10 protein-coding genes are annotated in these 15,557 nt (G+C 60.3%); 2 read left to right on the forward strand and 8 right to left on the reverse strand.

Annotation, left to right across the window (positions count from 1 at the left end):
- Nucleotides 1-113: 113 nt before the first annotated feature.
- Nucleotides 114-1,166 (forward strand): class I fructose-bisphosphate aldolase, encoded by a 1,053-nt coding sequence (gene fbaB, locus ACWYRJ_RS03420; protein ID WP_008500869.1) that lies wholly within the window; start codon nucleotides 114-116, stop codon nucleotides 1,164-1,166.
- Nucleotides 1,167-1,219: 53 nt separating this feature from the next.
- Here the strand turns inward: fbaB and yegS are convergent, their stop codons facing one another.
- Nucleotides 1,220-2,119 (reverse strand): lipid kinase YegS, encoded by a 900-nt coding sequence (yegS, locus tag ACWYRJ_RS03425; protein WP_455507414.1) that lies wholly within the window; start codon nucleotides 2,117-2,119, stop codon nucleotides 1,220-1,222.
- A 141-nt stretch (nucleotides 2,120-2,260) separates the two neighbouring features.
- Between yegS and ACWYRJ_RS03430 the strand changes: the two genes are divergently transcribed.
- Nucleotides 2,261-2,761: a DUF523 domain-containing protein gene (locus tag ACWYRJ_RS03430; RefSeq protein WP_455507415.1), complete on the forward strand. Its 501-nt coding sequence runs from the start codon at nucleotides 2,261-2,263 to the stop codon at nucleotides 2,759-2,761.
- Nucleotides 2,762-2,922: 161 nt separating this feature from the next.
- Here ACWYRJ_RS03430 and trhP read toward each other — a convergent pair whose 3' ends face one another.
- The 7 genes from trhP to ACWYRJ_RS03465 all read right to left on the reverse strand — a co-directional run bounded on the left by trhP (nucleotide 2,923) and on the right by ACWYRJ_RS03465 (nucleotide 15,390).
- On the reverse strand, nucleotides 2,923-4,284 hold the full coding sequence (gene trhP, locus ACWYRJ_RS03435; protein WP_008500866.1) for a prephenate-dependent tRNA uridine(34) hydroxylase TrhP: 1,362 nt from the start codon (nucleotides 4,282-4,284) through the stop codon (nucleotides 2,923-2,925).
- Between the two features lie 168 nt (nucleotides 4,285-4,452).
- The gene (baeR, locus tag ACWYRJ_RS03440) at nucleotides 4,453-5,175 is read right to left on the reverse strand and encodes an envelope stress response regulator BaeR (RefSeq protein ID WP_127731642.1); all 723 of its coding nucleotides are present in this window, start codon (nucleotides 5,173-5,175) and stop codon (nucleotides 4,453-4,455) included.
- On the reverse strand, nucleotides 5,172-6,575 hold the full coding sequence (baeS, locus tag ACWYRJ_RS03445) for an envelope stress sensor histidine kinase BaeS (RefSeq protein ID WP_455507416.1): 1,404 nt from the start codon (nucleotides 6,573-6,575) through the stop codon (nucleotides 5,172-5,174). The genes baeR and baeS overlap by 4 nt, the downstream gene beginning before the upstream one ends.
- Nucleotides 6,572-7,987 carry a multidrug transporter subunit MdtD gene (gene mdtD / locus ACWYRJ_RS03450; protein ID WP_455507417.1) on the reverse strand — a complete coding sequence of 472 codons (1,416 nt, stop codon included), beginning with the start codon at nucleotides 7,985-7,987 and terminating at the stop codon, nucleotides 6,572-6,574. The genes baeS and mdtD overlap by 4 nt, the downstream gene beginning before the upstream one ends.
- The gene (gene mdtC, locus ACWYRJ_RS03455) at nucleotides 7,988-11,065 is read right to left on the reverse strand and encodes a multidrug efflux RND transporter permease subunit MdtC (RefSeq protein ID WP_455507418.1); all 3,078 of its coding nucleotides are present in this window, start codon (nucleotides 11,063-11,065) and stop codon (nucleotides 7,988-7,990) included.
- Nucleotides 11,066-14,188 carry an MdtB/MuxB family multidrug efflux RND transporter permease subunit gene (locus ACWYRJ_RS03460; RefSeq protein WP_455507419.1) on the reverse strand — a complete coding sequence of 1,041 codons (3,123 nt, stop codon included), beginning with the start codon at nucleotides 14,186-14,188 and terminating at the stop codon, nucleotides 11,066-11,068. It abuts the gene before it with no gap.
- The gene (locus ACWYRJ_RS03465) at nucleotides 14,188-15,390 is read right to left on the reverse strand and encodes an MdtA/MuxA family multidrug efflux RND transporter periplasmic adaptor subunit (RefSeq protein WP_455507420.1); all 1,203 of its coding nucleotides are present in this window, start codon (nucleotides 15,388-15,390) and stop codon (nucleotides 14,188-14,190) included. The genes ACWYRJ_RS03460 and ACWYRJ_RS03465 overlap by 1 nt, the downstream gene beginning before the upstream one ends.
- Between the last annotated feature and the right edge of the window lie 167 nt (nucleotides 15,391-15,557).

Here is a 15,557-nt window from a genome sequence, read left to right on the forward strand (position 1 = left end):
AAAAATGCAAAGGCTGGAAAATCTGTTAAGTCGGTACCAGGCTTAGTCTGCCCATAAATAATGGGACTGGATTAACGCACACCGACATGACGTCGAACTTACGGGAGTATCACATGACTGATATTGCGCAGTTGCTTGGCAAAGACGCCGACAGCCTTTTACAGCATCGTTGTATGACCATTCCAGCCGACCAGCTTTACCTGCCTGGTCATGATTACGTTGACCGCGTGATGGTCGACAACAACCGTCCCCCTGCCGTGCTGCGAAATATGCAGACGCTCTACAACACCGGACGGCTCGGCGGCACCGGGTATCTCTCTATTCTGCCGGTAGACCAGGGCGTTGAGCACTCGGCGGGCGCCTCCTTTGCGGCGAATCCGCTCTACTTCGATCCGAAGAACATTGTTGAACTGGCGATTGAAGCGGGCTGTAACTGTGTAGCCTCCACCTACGGCGTGCTGGCCTCCGTCTCGCGTCGCTATGCCCACCGCATTCCGTTCCTCGTGAAGCTGAACCACAACGAAACCCTGAGTTACCCTACCGAATATGACCAGACGCTCTACGCCAGCGTCGAGCAGGCGTTCAATATGGGGGCGGTTGCCGTTGGGGCGACGATTTACTTTGGCTCTGAACAGTCCCGTCGTCAGATTGAAGAGATCTCTGCGGCGTTTGAGCGCGCTCATGAGCTCGGCATGGTGACCGTGCTGTGGGCGTACCTGCGTAACTCGGCGTTCAAAAAAGACGGCGTGGATTACCACGTGTCGGCCGACCTGACCGGCCAGGCGAATCATCTGGCGGCGACCATTGGCGCTGATATCGTGAAGCAGAAAATGGCCGAGAATAACGGCGGCTATAAAGCGGTGAACTTTGGCTACACCGATGACCGCGTTTACAGCAAGCTGACCAGCGATAACCCGATCGATCTGGTGCGCTACCAGCTGGCGAACTGCTATATGGGACGTGCTGGGCTGATTAACTCCGGCGGCGCGGCGGGCGGCGATACTGACCTGTCAGATGCGGTGCGTACGGCGGTTATTAACAAACGCGCGGGCGGCATGGGGCTGATCCTGGGCCGTAAGGCGTTTAAGAAATCGATGGCCGACGGCGTGAAGCTGATCAATGCGGTGCAGGACGTCTATCTGGACAGCAAAGTCACGATTGCCTGACCTGAGGGCGAAGTGTAGGCCGGGTAAGGCGTAGCCGCCACCCGGCAATACCATCAGCGCAAAAGCACACAGTCCGGCGGCAACCGACACTGCAGCGCGCCGGGCAACACCTCAATGCGGAACTGCGTCCCGCTCAGCGGCTCTCCGTCGAGGTTAAACGTCATCCCGTGCGGCGCATTTACCTCAAACCACGCCGATTTCCCGTCAATGATATTTGGACTTTCTTCCGGCTGCGTCAGCGTGGTAAACAGCGCGGGCAGCAGGCCGTCACCCGTGAAAATCCTCAGCTGTAGCTGACCGTCATTGATCAGCGCCTCCGGGCACAGCTGCTGACCGCCGCCTGCCTGTCGACCATTGCCAATGCCAATTACCAGCGCGTCACCCTGCCACTGAAAATCCTCGCCGCGAATTTCGCAGCGGTCAGGCTTGAGAGTGTCCATGCGCATCAGGCCGTGGATCAGGTACGACACGCCGCCCAGCGCCGCCTTCAGCTTTTCCGGCGTTTCGCTGGTGATGCGCGTGCCAAACCCGCCGGTCGCCATATTGATAAAGCAGGTTTTATCATTCACCTGCGCAATATCCACGGCGGTGGCTTTACCGAGGATCGCCAGCTGGAGCGCCTTCTCTAACTCCTCCGGGATCCCGGCGCTGGTGGCAAAGTCATTGGCGGTGCCGAGCGGTAAAATGCCCATCACCGGGCGGTTTGCCGGGGGCAGGTCGATTAGCGCTGAAGCAATCTCATTGATAGTGCCATCGCCGCCGCCGGAAATGATGGTCTCAACGCCAAGCACGAGGGCTTCATTGATATAGCGTGCCGCGTCGCCTTTTTCCCACGTAACCCTTACGTGAATGCGCGCGCCGTCGTCGCGCAAGCCGTGAATTGCCTGACGCAACAGATCGTTGCCCGCGCTTTTGCCGTTGAGAATCAATAAACTGTCTGGATAGGTTGCCATCCGCGCTGCTCCCTTTTTTAGCGTTAGTAAGAGTGTATAGCAGAGAGGAAAAAAGCGGGTAAGAACAGGATGAAAGGAACAAAATATGCCCGAAAGCGCGTTACACTCCAGCGATGATATGAACGTAATCACAGGAAAGTGATGATGAATAAAATTTTGGTAAGCGCGTGCCTGATGGGCTTCAGGGTTCGTTATAACGCAAGTGAGAAAGCGCGAATGGGTGAGCAACTTGCTCGCTGGCAACAGGAACAACGTCTGGTTATCCACTGCCCTGAACTGGCGGCCGGGTTGCCTGTACCTCGTCCTCCGGCAGAGATTATGTCCGCTGATGGGAAAGACGTGATGCACGGGCAAGCCAGAATTATTGAAAATACAGGGCAGGATGTAACCGCACATTATCAGCTCGCAGCCTGGCTTGCGCTACGCGCTGCTCAGGAGTCGGGGTGTAGCGCTGCATTGTTAACCGATGGCAGCCCAACGTGCGGTAGTGAGTTCATTTATGACGGTTCTTTTCGCGGAATACATAAAGCGGGGAGGGGAGTTGCGGCATCGTTGCTCGCAGAGCATGGGATCGCCGTGTTCTCAGAGAAGCAAATCGACGAACTCATTGCCTGGATTGAGGGGAGAGAAGGCAAAAAATAAGCCCGCGTAAGGGAGATTACGCAGGCTAAGGAGGTGGTTCCTGGTACAGCTAGCATTTATGGGTTATGTTTTTCAGCGGGGGGATAATACCCGTATTGAACGAAGCGGTATGTGATCCGATTCTAAGAATTATCCCAGCGCGAAAAAATTTCCCTGATTGACTATTTGCCGTGTGGGTTTCGGGTGCTTTCACCGTTGAAGTTACGCATCAGCAGCGCGAACTTCAGCTCCACCTCTTCCGGAACCGGCAGCCAGACGGTATGCCCGTCGCCCGGCGCGACCTCAATCGCTTCGCCTTTGCCGTTTTCCAGATGCTCCAGCGTGAAGTTCATGTTGCCCTGCGGGGTCATCAGCTCCAGGCTGTCGCCTTTGGTGAACTTGTTTTTCACCGCGACGGCCGCCAGCGCGCCTTTACGCTCGCCGGTGAAGTCACCGACAAACTGCTGGCGCTCGGAAACGGAGTAGCCGTGCTCGTAGTTCTGGTAGTCGTCGTGGGTATGACGGCGCAGGAAGCCTTCGGTATAGCCGCGGTGCGCCAGGCCTTCCAGAGTTTCCAGCAGGCTGGTATCGAACGGTTTACCGGCGGCCGCATCGTCGATGGCTTTACGGTACACCTGCGCGGTACGCGCGCAGTAGTAATAGGATTTGGTGCGGCCTTCAATCTTCAGGGAGTGCACGCCCATCTGCGTCAGACGCTCGACGTGGGCGATGGCGCGCAGATCTTTCGAGTTCATGATGTAGGTGCCGTGCTCGTCTTCAAAGGCGGTCATGTACTCGCCAGGACGTTTGGCTTCTTCAATCATAAACACGCTGTCGGTTGGCGCGCCGATGCCCAGCGTCGGCTCAACGTTGGTCACCGGAATAGGCTCGTGCTTGTGGACGATGTTGCCGATGTCATCCTCTTTGCCTTCCTGGACGTTATATTCCCAGCGGCAGGCGTTGGTGCAGGTGCCCTGGTTCGGGTCGCGCTTGTTGATGTAGCCGGAAAGCAGGCAGCGGCCGGAGTAGGCCATGCACAGCGCGCCGTGGACGAAGATTTCGATTTCCATATCCGGCACCTGAGTGCGGATCTCTTCGATCTCTTCCAGAGACAGTTCGCGGGACAGAATGACGCGGGTCAGCCCCATCTGCTTCCAGAACTTCACCGTCGCCCAGTTGACGGCGTTAGCCTGTACGGAGAGGTGAATATCCATCTCCGGGAAATTCTCCCGAACCAGCATGATTAAACCCGGGTCCGACATGATCAGCGCGTCCGGCCCCATATCGACCACCGGCTTCAGGTCACGGATGAACGTTTTCAGCTTGGCGTTGTGCGGCGCGATGTTGACCACCACGTAGAATTTTTTGCCCAGGGCATGCGCTTCGTTGATGCCGAGCTGCAGGTTCTCGTGGTTGAATTCGTTGTTACGCACGCGCAGCGAGTAGCGCGGCTGGCCCGCATACACGGCGTCGGCGCCATAGGCGAAAGCGTAACGCATATTTTGCAGCGTTCCCGCCGGGGAAAGGAGTTCCGGTTTAAACATGTTTGTTCTCGTTCTGATGACAGGTCAGATCCGCGTGCACCTGGTGCAGCGGTAAGGGGAGATCCCCCACTTTAAGGGCGGGCATTGTAGCGCTGCGGGGCAGGGAGGTAAAGTTATTGTGCCGGGTGGCGGCTTCGCCTTACCCGGCCTGGATTGACCTGCGGATGACTAGGCAATCCTGCACGCATCCGCTTCCCAGCGATACCCCACGCCATACACCGCGCGAATAAACGACTGTTCGGCGTCCAGCGCTTCCAGCTTGCGGCGCAGGTTTTTGATATGGCTGTCGATGGTGCGGTCGGTCACTACGCGGTAATCGTCGTACAGGTGGTTCAGCAGCTGTTCGCGGGAGAAGACTTTGCCCGGCTCGTGGGAGAGGGTTTTGAGCAGGCGGAACTCCGCAGGGGTCAGGTCCAGCAGCTTGCCGCGCCAGCTTGCCTGGAAGCGGCTTTCATCCACAATCAGCGGGCTTTCAGCGTCCAGCACCTGAAGCTCGCGCTGCGGCCTGCAGCGGCGCAGAATGGTCTTCACGCGGGCTACCACCTCGCGCGGGCTGTAGGGCTTGCAGATGTAGTCGTCCGCGCCGATTTCGAGCCCCAGCAGGCGGTCAATCTCTTCAATTTTGGCGGTGACCATGACGATCGGCACGTCGGAGAAGCGGCGAATTTCCCGGCACAGGGTCAGTCCGTCAACGCCAGGCAGCATTAAATCCAGCAGGATCAGATCCGGCGGAGTCTGGCGCACGTACGGCAGCACCTGGTCGCCGTGGCTTATCAGCGACGGGGCATAGCTGGCCGCGCGTAAGTAGTCGATCAGCAGCTGTCCCAGCTTGGGTTCGTCTTCGACGATCAAAATGCGCGGCGTGTTTTCGTCAATCGGTAACTCGGTCATACTTCTCTCGATAAATCCCGTTCCAGAGGTAACTCTACTGTAATGCTAACCCCGCCAAAAGGCGAATGGGCGGCGCGGATCGTGCCATTATGCGCCTCGACGATGTTAACGCAAATCGCCAGCCCCAGGCCGGAGCCGCCGCTGGCGCGGTTGCGGGAGCCTTCGGTACGGTAGAAACGTTCAAACAGTTTTTCCAGCTGCGCGTCCTGCACGCCTGGGGCGGAATCCGCGAAGGTGAGGGCAAAGCGCCCGTTTTCCTGCCTGCCGGAGATGTGCAGCCCTCCGCCGCTGTCGGTGTAACGCAGGCTGTTTTCCAGCAGGTTGTTGAACAGCTGCATCAGCCGGTCTTTGTCGCCAAACACCACCGCGCTGTCCGGCAGGGAGAGGTCGATTTTCAGGTCGCGGCTGGCAAACCGCTCGCGGAAGGCGCCGCTCGCCACTTCCAGAATGTTAATCACGTCCACCGGCGCTTTCTGGTAGGCCAGCGCGCCTTCGTCAGACATGGAGAGCTGGTGGAGATCGTCCACCAGCTTGGTGAGCGTGCCCACCTCCGCCTGCAGGGAGGCCACCGATTCGGGCGTAAACTGGCGCACGCCGTCCTGAATGGCCTCGAGCTCGCCGCGCAGCACCGCCAGCGGGGTGCGCAGCTCGTGCGAGATATCGGCCATAAAGTCGCGGCGCATCTGCTGGTTTTTCTCCAGCGTGCTGGCAAGCTGGTTAAAGTCCTGCGCCAGCTTGCCCAGTTCGTCCTGGCTGCGGGTATCGACGCGGGTGGTGAAATCCCCGGCGGCGAGCTTGTGCGTACCCTCCACCAGCCGTTTTACCGGGGCGAGCAGACCGCGCGCCAGCGGGAAGGTGGCGAGCGCGGCGAGCAGCGTGGAGAGGGCTACAATCAGCCAGCTTGTGCGGCGCTGCTGGCGGTCAAAGTTGATGTCGGTGTTGCGCGTCAGGCGCTCCACCGGGGAGGCGATCACCCAGCCAACGGTGGCGTTATTGACTTTAATCGCCCGCCGGGTGCCGTCCGGCGGTATCGGCGCGCGCGGGCCAACCAGGGGGCGCATATCCTGGTCGATCACCCAGAACTGGGTGCGCCAGCCGTGCGGCGGCATGCCCGGCCCCGGGCGATCGTCACCGGTATCGTGCTCCAGCGAGCGCAGGATCTGGAAAATAAAGCGGTCGTTATTGCGCAGAAAACGCCAGTTGCCATGTTGGGCGTACTGTTCACTCAGCGCATCGCTTAAGCCCTGTAAACGCTGTTCATTGCCATGCTTGATGTAATCAATAAAGCCGCGCTCAAAGCTCACCCGCACCGCCCAGTGCATGGTGATCAGCAGGACGATACAGGTGGCGAAGATCGCTACAAAGAGCTTGCCGGTAATACCCGGACGCCAGAATTTCATGAGCCACTCCTTTTGCCGCGCCTAATCACGACGTTCTTGCTGGTATCATCCGGCACTCTGGCGAAGATGAAAGTGGGCAGGGCGATGATGACCGCCATGCTGATATAGGTATACAAAAAGACCTGATGCGCCACCGGCGTGTCGACGCTGAGATGGTGCTGGCCGTACATGCCGAGCAGCAGGCCGGCAATGGTGACGCCCACGCTCATTGAGAGCTGCATGATCATCGACAGCAGGCTGTTGCCGCTGCTCGCCAGATCGTCCGGCAGGTCCTTCAGCGTCAGGGTGTTCATCGACGAGAAGCGCATGGAGTTGACAATCCCCTGGCAGAACAGCACCAGCGGTAGAGCGTAGTACCAGCCCATCAGCGCCACGGCCATAAACAGCAGGCTGACCAGCGCCAGCCCCAGCGTGGCGGCCACCAGCACGTGACGGTAGCCAAAGCGGTTCACGACCTGCACCACGATGCGCTTCATCCCCATGCTGCCGAGCACCATCGGGATCATCATCAGGCCCGCGTGGAACGGCGAAAAGCCCAAGCCAATTTGCAGAAAAACGGGCGTCATAAACGGCAGCATCCCGCTGCCGATGCGTCCGGCAAAGCTGCCAGACAGGCCCAGACGGTAGGTGGGGTTTTTAAACAAGTTCAGGCTGAACAGCGCCTTATCGTTACCTCTGGCATGCCGCAGATACCACAAAATAGCGATGACGCCGAGAGCGACCAGAATACCCAGCGTCAGGGGGGAAATCCCGAGCCCTTTTTGCCCGTCCAGCGCCAGGGTAAGCGTAGCCATGCCCGCCGCCAGCAGGATAAAACCGAAGAAATCAAAGCGCCGCGTCTGCATTTTGTAGTTCGGCATCAGCGCCAGGGTGGCGATGGCACCGATGATGCCCACCGGCAGGTTGATTAAGAAGATCCAGTGCCACGAGGCGTACTCCACCAGAATGCCGCCCAGCGCCGGGCCCAGCAGCGGCCCCACCTGACCGGGCAGGGTCACAAAGGTCATCGCCGCCATGTACTGCTCGCGCGGCATAATCTTCATCACCGTTAGCCGCCCGACGGGCACCATCATCGCCCCGCCGATGCCCTGCAGCACGCGCGCCGTCACCAGCTGGTCGAGGGTATTGGCCTGGGCGCAAAACAGCGAGCCGGTGGTAAACAGCACGATGGCGGTAAAAAAGATGTTCCGCACGCCGACCTTATCGGCCAGCCAGCCGCTGGCGGGCAGCATCACGGCCACCGTCAGCACGTAGGAGACAATCACCATGTGCATATGCAGCGGGCTCTCCCCCAGGCTTTTCGCCATGGAGGGGAGGGCGGTGTTGACGATGGTCGTATCCAGCGACTGCATAAAGAAGCCGAAGGCGACTATCCATAACTGCCAGCGAACGTTGGCGGGGAGATCGGTCATTTACTCGGTCACCGTGGTTCTGTTTTTACGCGAGAAGCGCAGCCGCAGGCGGTCGAAGAACAGATAGACCACCGGCGTGGTGTACAGCGTCAGCAGCTGGCTCATCACCAGGCCGCCGACAATGGTGATCCCCAGCGGCTGGCGCAGCTCTGAGCCGTCGCCGCCCGAGATCACCAGCGGCAGCGCGCCAAACAGCGCCGCCAGGGTGGTCATCATGATCGGACGAAAACGCAGCAGGCAGGCCTGGAAGATGGCCTCTTCCGGCGAGAGGTTGCCGTTGCGCTGGGCGTCCAGCGCGAAGTCCACCATCATGATGGCGTTTTTCTTCACGATGCCGATCAATAGCATGATCCCGATGAGCGCGATAAGGCTGAACGGCGCGCCGAACAGCTCCAGGGCCAGCAGTGCCCCCACGCCCGCCGACGGCAGCGTCGAGAGAATGGTCAGCGGGTGCACGTAGCTTTCGTACAGCACGCCCAGCACAATATAGACCGTGGCGATGGCGGCCAGAATCAAAATTACCTGCGAGTTCATCGTCTCCTGGAACACCTGCGCGGTCCCGGCAAAGCTGCCGCGCACGGTGGACGGCACGCCAAGCTGGGTCATCGCGCGGTTGATTGCGTCGCTGGCCTCAGAAAGCGACGAACCGGCGGGCAGGTTAAAGGAGATGGTCGACGCCGCCGATAGCCCCTGATGGTTCACCGACAGCGGCGCGTTGGCAGGCTGCCAGCTGGCGAAGTAGGAGAGTGGAATCGCCTTGCCGTCGTTGTTAATCACAAACATTTTGTCCAGGGCGCTGATGTCCTGGGTGTAGCGCGGGTCAACTTCCATTACCACCTTGTACTGGTTCATCGGCTGGTAGATGGTGGAGATCTCGCGCTGGCCGAAGGCGTTGTTCAGCAGGCTGTTGGCGGCTTCAACATTAATACCCAGCCGCGACATGGTTTCGCGGTCATAGGTCAGCGCCATCTCGGCGCCGTTGTCCTGCTGATCGGAGTTCACGTCCGCCAGCTCCGGCAGGGCAGCCAGCGCCTTGCGGATCTTCGGCTCCCACTTGCGCAGGGCGGCCAAATCGTCCGAGAGCAACGTGTACTGATAGCTGGCGTTCGCCTGTCGCCCACCGACGCGGATATCCTGAACGGCCATCAAAAACAGGTTTGCCCCCGGCTCTTTGGCGAGCTTCACCCGCAGGCGATCAATCACCTGCTGGGCGGTTTCGTTGCGCTCGCCGCGCGGTTTCAGGGTAATAAACATCATCCCGCTGTTGACGCGTGACCCGCCGGTAAAGCCGGTGACGTTATCCACGGCTTTGTCTTCCCGAATGATCTTCATAAAGTCCTGCAGCTTGCCGCGCATCGCCTGGAATGAAATGCTCTGGTCCGCCTGAATGCCGCCCATCAGCACGCCGGTGTCCTGCTCCGGGAAGAAAGTTTTCGGGATGGTGATATACATCCAGACGTTGAGCACGATGGTGCACATCAGCACCAGGCCGACAAGACGCGTATGGTTCAGCACCCACTTCAGCGATTTTCCGTAACCTTCCTGCAGTGCCATCAGGAAACGGCCAAAGCCTTTGCGGCGCGGCTGCGAATGGGGTTTGCTGCGCTTGAGCATCCAGCCGCACATCATTGGCGTCAGCGTTAAGGAGATGACCAGCGAAATGCCGATGGCGACGGAGAGAGTGACGGCAAACTCGCGCAGCAACCGGCCCGGCAGCCCGCCCATCAGCAGCAGCGGCAGGAACACCGCGACCAGCGACAGGCTCATGGAGAGTACCGTAAAGCCCACCTCGCGCGTGCCCTGCAGCGCGGCCTGCAGCGGCTTCACGCCCGCTTCCAGATGGCGGGAAATGTTCTCCAGCACCACGATGGCGTCATCCACCACGAAGCCCGTCGCAATCGTCAGGGCCATCAGCGACAGGTTGTTGAGGCTAAACCCGCACAGATACATGGCGGCAAAGGTACCGATCAGCGAGACCGGCACGGCGACCGCCGGAATAAGCGTCGCGCGGCCGGATCGCAGGAACAGGAAGACCACCAGGATCACCAGCGCGACGGAGATCACCAGCGTTTGCTCTACCTCTTCCAGCGAGGCGCGAATGGTCGGGGAGCGATCCTGGGCAATTTGCAGATCGATCGCCGCCGGTATGGTCTCCTGCAGGTCCGGAAGACGGGCGCGAATGCTGTTCACCGTCTCGATAATGTTGGCCTCCGGCAGCTTGCGGATCATCAGCAGAATCGCCGGCTTTGCGTTAGTCATCCCGGCGTTACGCACGTTCTGCACCGAATCGGTGACGCTGGCAACGTCGCCTAATCGCACCGCCGCGCCGTTGTTATAGTGGATGATGAGCGGTTGATATTCCGCCGCGGTTTTCAGCTCGTCGTTGGTGTGGATCTGCCAGCGGTGGCTGCCGTCCTCAATCGCTCCCTGCGGTTTACGCACGTTGGCGTTGCTGATGGCGGAGCGCACGTCGTCCAGCGACACGCCCTGGTTAAACAGCGCCTGCGGGTTTAACCCCACGCGCACCGCGGGCAGGGAACTCCCGCCAACGCTCACGTCGCCGACGCCGTTAATTTGTGAGATTGTCTGCGCCAGCTGGGTGGATGCAAAGTCGTACAGCTGCCCCTGCGAGTACGTATCCGAGGTCAGCGTCAGGATCATGATCGGCGCGTCGGACGGGTTGGCCTTGCGGTAGGTTGGGCGGCTCGGCATCCCGCTCGGCAGTAGGCTTTGCGCGGCGTTGATGGCCGCCTGCACGTCGCGCGCTGCGCCGTTAATATCCCGGTCGAAGCTGAACTCCAGAATGATGCGCGTGCTGCCCAGCGAGCTGCTGGAGGTCATCTCGTTGACCCCCGCAATCCGCCCGAGCGAACGCTCCAGCGGCGTGGCAACCGACGAGGCCATGGTTTCCGGTGAGGCGCCTGGCAGCGAAGCGCTGACCATGATCACCGGGAAATCCACCTGCGGCAGAGGCGCTACCGGCAGCAACCGGAAGCCCAGCACGCCGCAGAGGGTAATGGCGAGCGAGATTAAAATCGTCGCCACCGGGCGATAAATGAAGAGGGCGAAAAACTTCACTTACGCCTCCTCTTCACGTTTCGGGAAGCGGCTTTTGGTCCACAGCGCCAGGCGGTCAAACAGCAGGTAGATCACCGGCGTGGTGAAGAGGGTCAGCACCTGGCTCACCAGCAGACCGCCTACCATGCCGATACCCAGTGGACGACGGAGCTCCGCGCCGACGCCGGTGCTCAGCATCAGCGGCAGCGCGCCCAGCAGGGCGGCCAGCGTGGTCATCAGGATGGGGCGAAAACGCAGCAGGCAGGCCTGGAAAATCGCATCGCGCGGCGACATGCCCTGCTCGCGCTCGGCGGCCAGGGCAAAGTCGATCATCATGATGGCGTTTTTCTTCACGATCCCGATAAGCAGAATAATGCCGATGATGGCAATCACGTCCAGCTCGCTGCCCGCCAGCATCAGTGCCAGCAGTGCCCCCACGCCCGCCGTCGGCAGGGTAGAGAGGATGGTGATCGGGTGGATAAAGCTTTCATACAGCACGCCGAGCACGATGTACATCGCCACGACCGCCGCCACGATCAGCCAGATGGTGTTACCCAGCGCGGCCTGAAACGCCAGGGTGCTGCCCTGGAACTGGGTCTGAATATCGGACGGGAAGCTGAGATCTTTTTCCGCCGCCTGAATGGCCTCCACCGCTTCGCCCAGAGAATAGTTGTCCGGCACGTTAAAGGAGATGGTGGTGGACGGGAACTGATCCAGATGGTTGATCGACAGCGGGGTATAGCGTTCTTCCACCGTGGCGATAGCGCTCAGCGGCACAATGCCGCCGTCTTTGCTGGTCAGGCGCACCGAGTCCAGCCCCGCCAGGCCGGGCGTGTTCTCCGTGTTGTGCTCCAGCACCACGCGGTACTGGTTCGCCTGGGTGTAGATGGTGGAGATCAGGCGCTGACCGAAGGCGTTGTACAGGGCGTTGTCCACGTCCGCCATGGTGATACCCAGACGGCTGGCGGTATCGCGGTTGACGTTAACGTACGCCGCCAGCCCTTTGTCCTGCCAGTCGCTGCTAACATCGGAGAGCTGGGGCAGGGTGTTAAGCTTGTTCACCAGCTGCGGCACCCAGGTGCTGAGGGCATCCAGCGTGGTGGCCTGCAGCGTGAACTGGTACTGCGTGCGGCTGACCTGCGTATCAATGGTCAAATCCTGAATCGGCTGCAGGTAAAGCTCAACGCCCGGCACGCGCGCGACGGCGTTTTGCAGACGCTCAATGACGGCGTTGACGCGATCGTCGCGTTCATCCAGCGGCTTGAGGTTGATCTGCAGACGCGCGCTGTTGAGCGACGGGTTGGTGCCGTCGACGCCCACGTAGGAGGTCAGGCTCTCGACCGCCGGATCCTTCATGATGATTTCAGACACCTGCTGCTGGCGCTGTGCCATATTGGCGAAGGAGACCGACTGCGGGGCCTGAAGCGTGCCCTGAATAATGCCGTTGTCCTGGATCGGGAAGAAGCCTTTCGGAATGAAAATCCACAGCATCACGCTGAGCGCCAGCGTGCCGAGCGCCACGCCGAGCGTTGCCCACGGATGGTTCAGAACTTTCGCCAGCACGCGACCATAGGCGGCAATAATGCGCTCGAACATGCGCTCGGAGGCGTGCGAAAAGCGGTTTTGCTTGCGCAGGGACTCGTGGCTCAGCATGCGGGCGCACATCATCGGCGTCAGAGTCAGCGACACCACGGCGGAGATCAAAATGGCGACCGCCAGCGTCACGGCAAACTCGCGGAACAGCCGCCCGACGATATCGCCCATAAACAGCAGCGGGATCAGCACCGCAATCAGCGAGAAGGTCAGCGAGATAATGGTAAAGCCGATTTCCCCTGCGCCCTTCAGCGCGGCGGCCAGCGGTTTTTCGCCTTTCTCGATATAGCGCGAGATGTTCTCGATAACGACGATGGCGTCATCCACCACGAACCCGGTGGCGATGGTGAGCGCCATCAGCGTCAGGTTATTGATCGAAAAATCGAGGAACACCATCACCGCAAAGGTGCCGACCAGCGAGAGCGGTACGGCGACGGCAGGAATAATGGTCGCCGGGACGTTACGCAGGAACAGATAGATGATCATAACCACCAGCGCAATCGCCAGCATCAGCTCAAACTGGGTGTCGGTGACCGACGCGCGAATGTTGGTGGTACGGTCGGAAAGCACCTTCACGCTGACCGATTTCGGCAGGCTTTCGATCAGCTGCGGCAGCATGGTGCGGATGCTGTCGGCGGTTTCGATGATGTTCGCGCCCGGCTGGCGCTGCACGTTCATCACGATCGCCTGCTGCCTGTTGGCCCAGGCTCCCAGCCAGCTGTTTTCCGCACCTTGTTCTACGGTCGCCACGTCGCCCAGACGCACCGGCGCGCCGTTCTGGTAGGCGATAATCAGCTGACGATATTCGTCGGCGGACTGCATCTGGTCGTTCGCCGAGAGCGTCACGGCGCGGGTTGGGCCGTCCAGCGAGCCCTTCGCCGAGTTGACGTTCGCGTTGCTGATGGCGGTGCGGATGGTTTCACTGGTGAGCCCCAGCGCGGCGATGGCCTGCGCGTTCAGCTTGACGCGCACCGCCGGGCGCTGTCCACCCGCCAGGGTGACGAGGCCGACGCCGGAAACCTGAGAAATTTTTTGCGCCACGCGCGTTTCGACCATGTCCTCTACCTGGGTCATCGGCATGGCGGAGGAGGTGACGGCCAGCGTCATGATCGGCGGATCCGCCGGGTTCACCTTGCTGTAGACCGGCGGGTTAGGCAGATCCGACGGCAGCAGGTTGGTGGCGGCGTTGATGGCGGCCTGCACCTCCTGCTCGGCGACGTCCAGCGACAGCGTCAGCTGGAACTGCAGCGTCACGACGGATGCGCCGCCGGAGCTCTGGGAGGACATCTGTTTTAGCCCCGACATCTGGCCGAACTGGCGCTCAAGCGGGGCGGTGATGGCGGACGTCACGACATCAGGGCTGGCGCCGGGATAGAGCGTCACCACCTGAATGGTTGGGTAATCCACTTCCGGCAGCGCCGATACGGGCAGGAAGCGATAGCCGATAATCCCGGCGAGCAGGATCGCCACCATCAGCAGCGTGGTGGCGACAGGACGGAGGATAAACAGGCGTGATGGCCCACCTGTAGAGCCTGGCGGCAGCACCTGCATCAGGAGGTCGCTCCCTGTTTCGCCGGTTCAACCACTTCTACTTTGGCTCCTTCGGTCAGACGGTCAATACCGTCGGTGACCACGCGGTCGCCTGCGGAAAGGCCGGCGCTGATGACCACCGTCTGGCTGTCCTGAATTCCGGTTTTTACGAGATGCTTGCTGACCTTATTGTCGCTGTTAAGCACCCAGACAAAGTTGCCTTCATTACCCATCTGCAGCGCAGCGGTAGGGATCACCACCGCGTTCTCTTCGGTCGCAACCAGCATGCGCGCATTGACGAACTGGTTCGGGAAGAGGGCATCGTCCTGGTTATTAAAGCGCGCCTTCAGCTTGATGGTGCCGGTGGTGGTGTCGATCTGGTTATCCAGACTGAGCAAAGACCCTTCACTTAATTTCTGCTTGTTGGTGCGGTCCCAGGCTTCCACCACCAGGCCTTTACCGGCTTTTTGCGCCTGCATGACGGTCGCGATATCGCTTTCCGGCAGGGTAAAGACTAAATCAATCGGGTGGGTCTGGGTGATCACCACGATGCCCGTGGTGTCGCCGCTGGAGATTTGGTTGCCGATATCGACCTGCTTCAGGCCGACGCGTCCGTCAATCGGCGCGGTGATGCGGCTCCAGTCCAGCTGCAGCTGGGCGCTGGCCACGGCGGCCTCGTCGGCTTTGATGGTGCCCTGCGTTTCGCTGACCAGCGACTGCTGGGTATCAAGCTCCTGACGAGACACAAGGTTGGTTTTCACCAGCTGCTGGTAGCGGGCCAGATCGCGACGGGCGTTGGCGAGAGTGGCTCTGTCTTTCGCGAGCTGTCCCTGCGCCTGGGCGAGGGCGACCTTAAACTGGCTCGGATCGATTTCCGCCAGTAAATCACCGGCTTTGACCTGCTGACCTTCCTGGAAGTGGATCGCGACGAGCTGGCCGTCGACGCGGCTGCGCACCGTGGCGGTATTGGCGGCGGTAATGGTCCCGAGACCAGTGAGATAGCGAGGAACGGCTTTATTCACCGCCGTCGCCGCCTGTACCGGCGCCAGGGCTCCGCCGCGCATGCCGTGACGCCCTCCGCCTGCCGGGCGCTGTGCCTGATTGCTGGCACCGGCGGGAGCTGCGGAGTTCGCGGATTGACTGTGCCAGTACCAGGCGGCGGCAAGGGCCACCACAATGATGCCAGCGGCGATTGCCCAGCGGGGTTTGTTACTGCCTTTCATCGTTATACGTTCTCATCCTGAAGACTTCGGGGAATGATACTAGTTTAGTCAGCTAACACAGCGGAAAAATGGAGGAAATATGGAAGACTGTCAGGAATGGTCTGAATGGAGGTAAACGCAAAACGGCAACATCCGCTGCCGTTTTTGATGTTTTATCCCTCTCCCTG

This window comes from Enterobacter sp. (genome assembly GCF_977039595.1).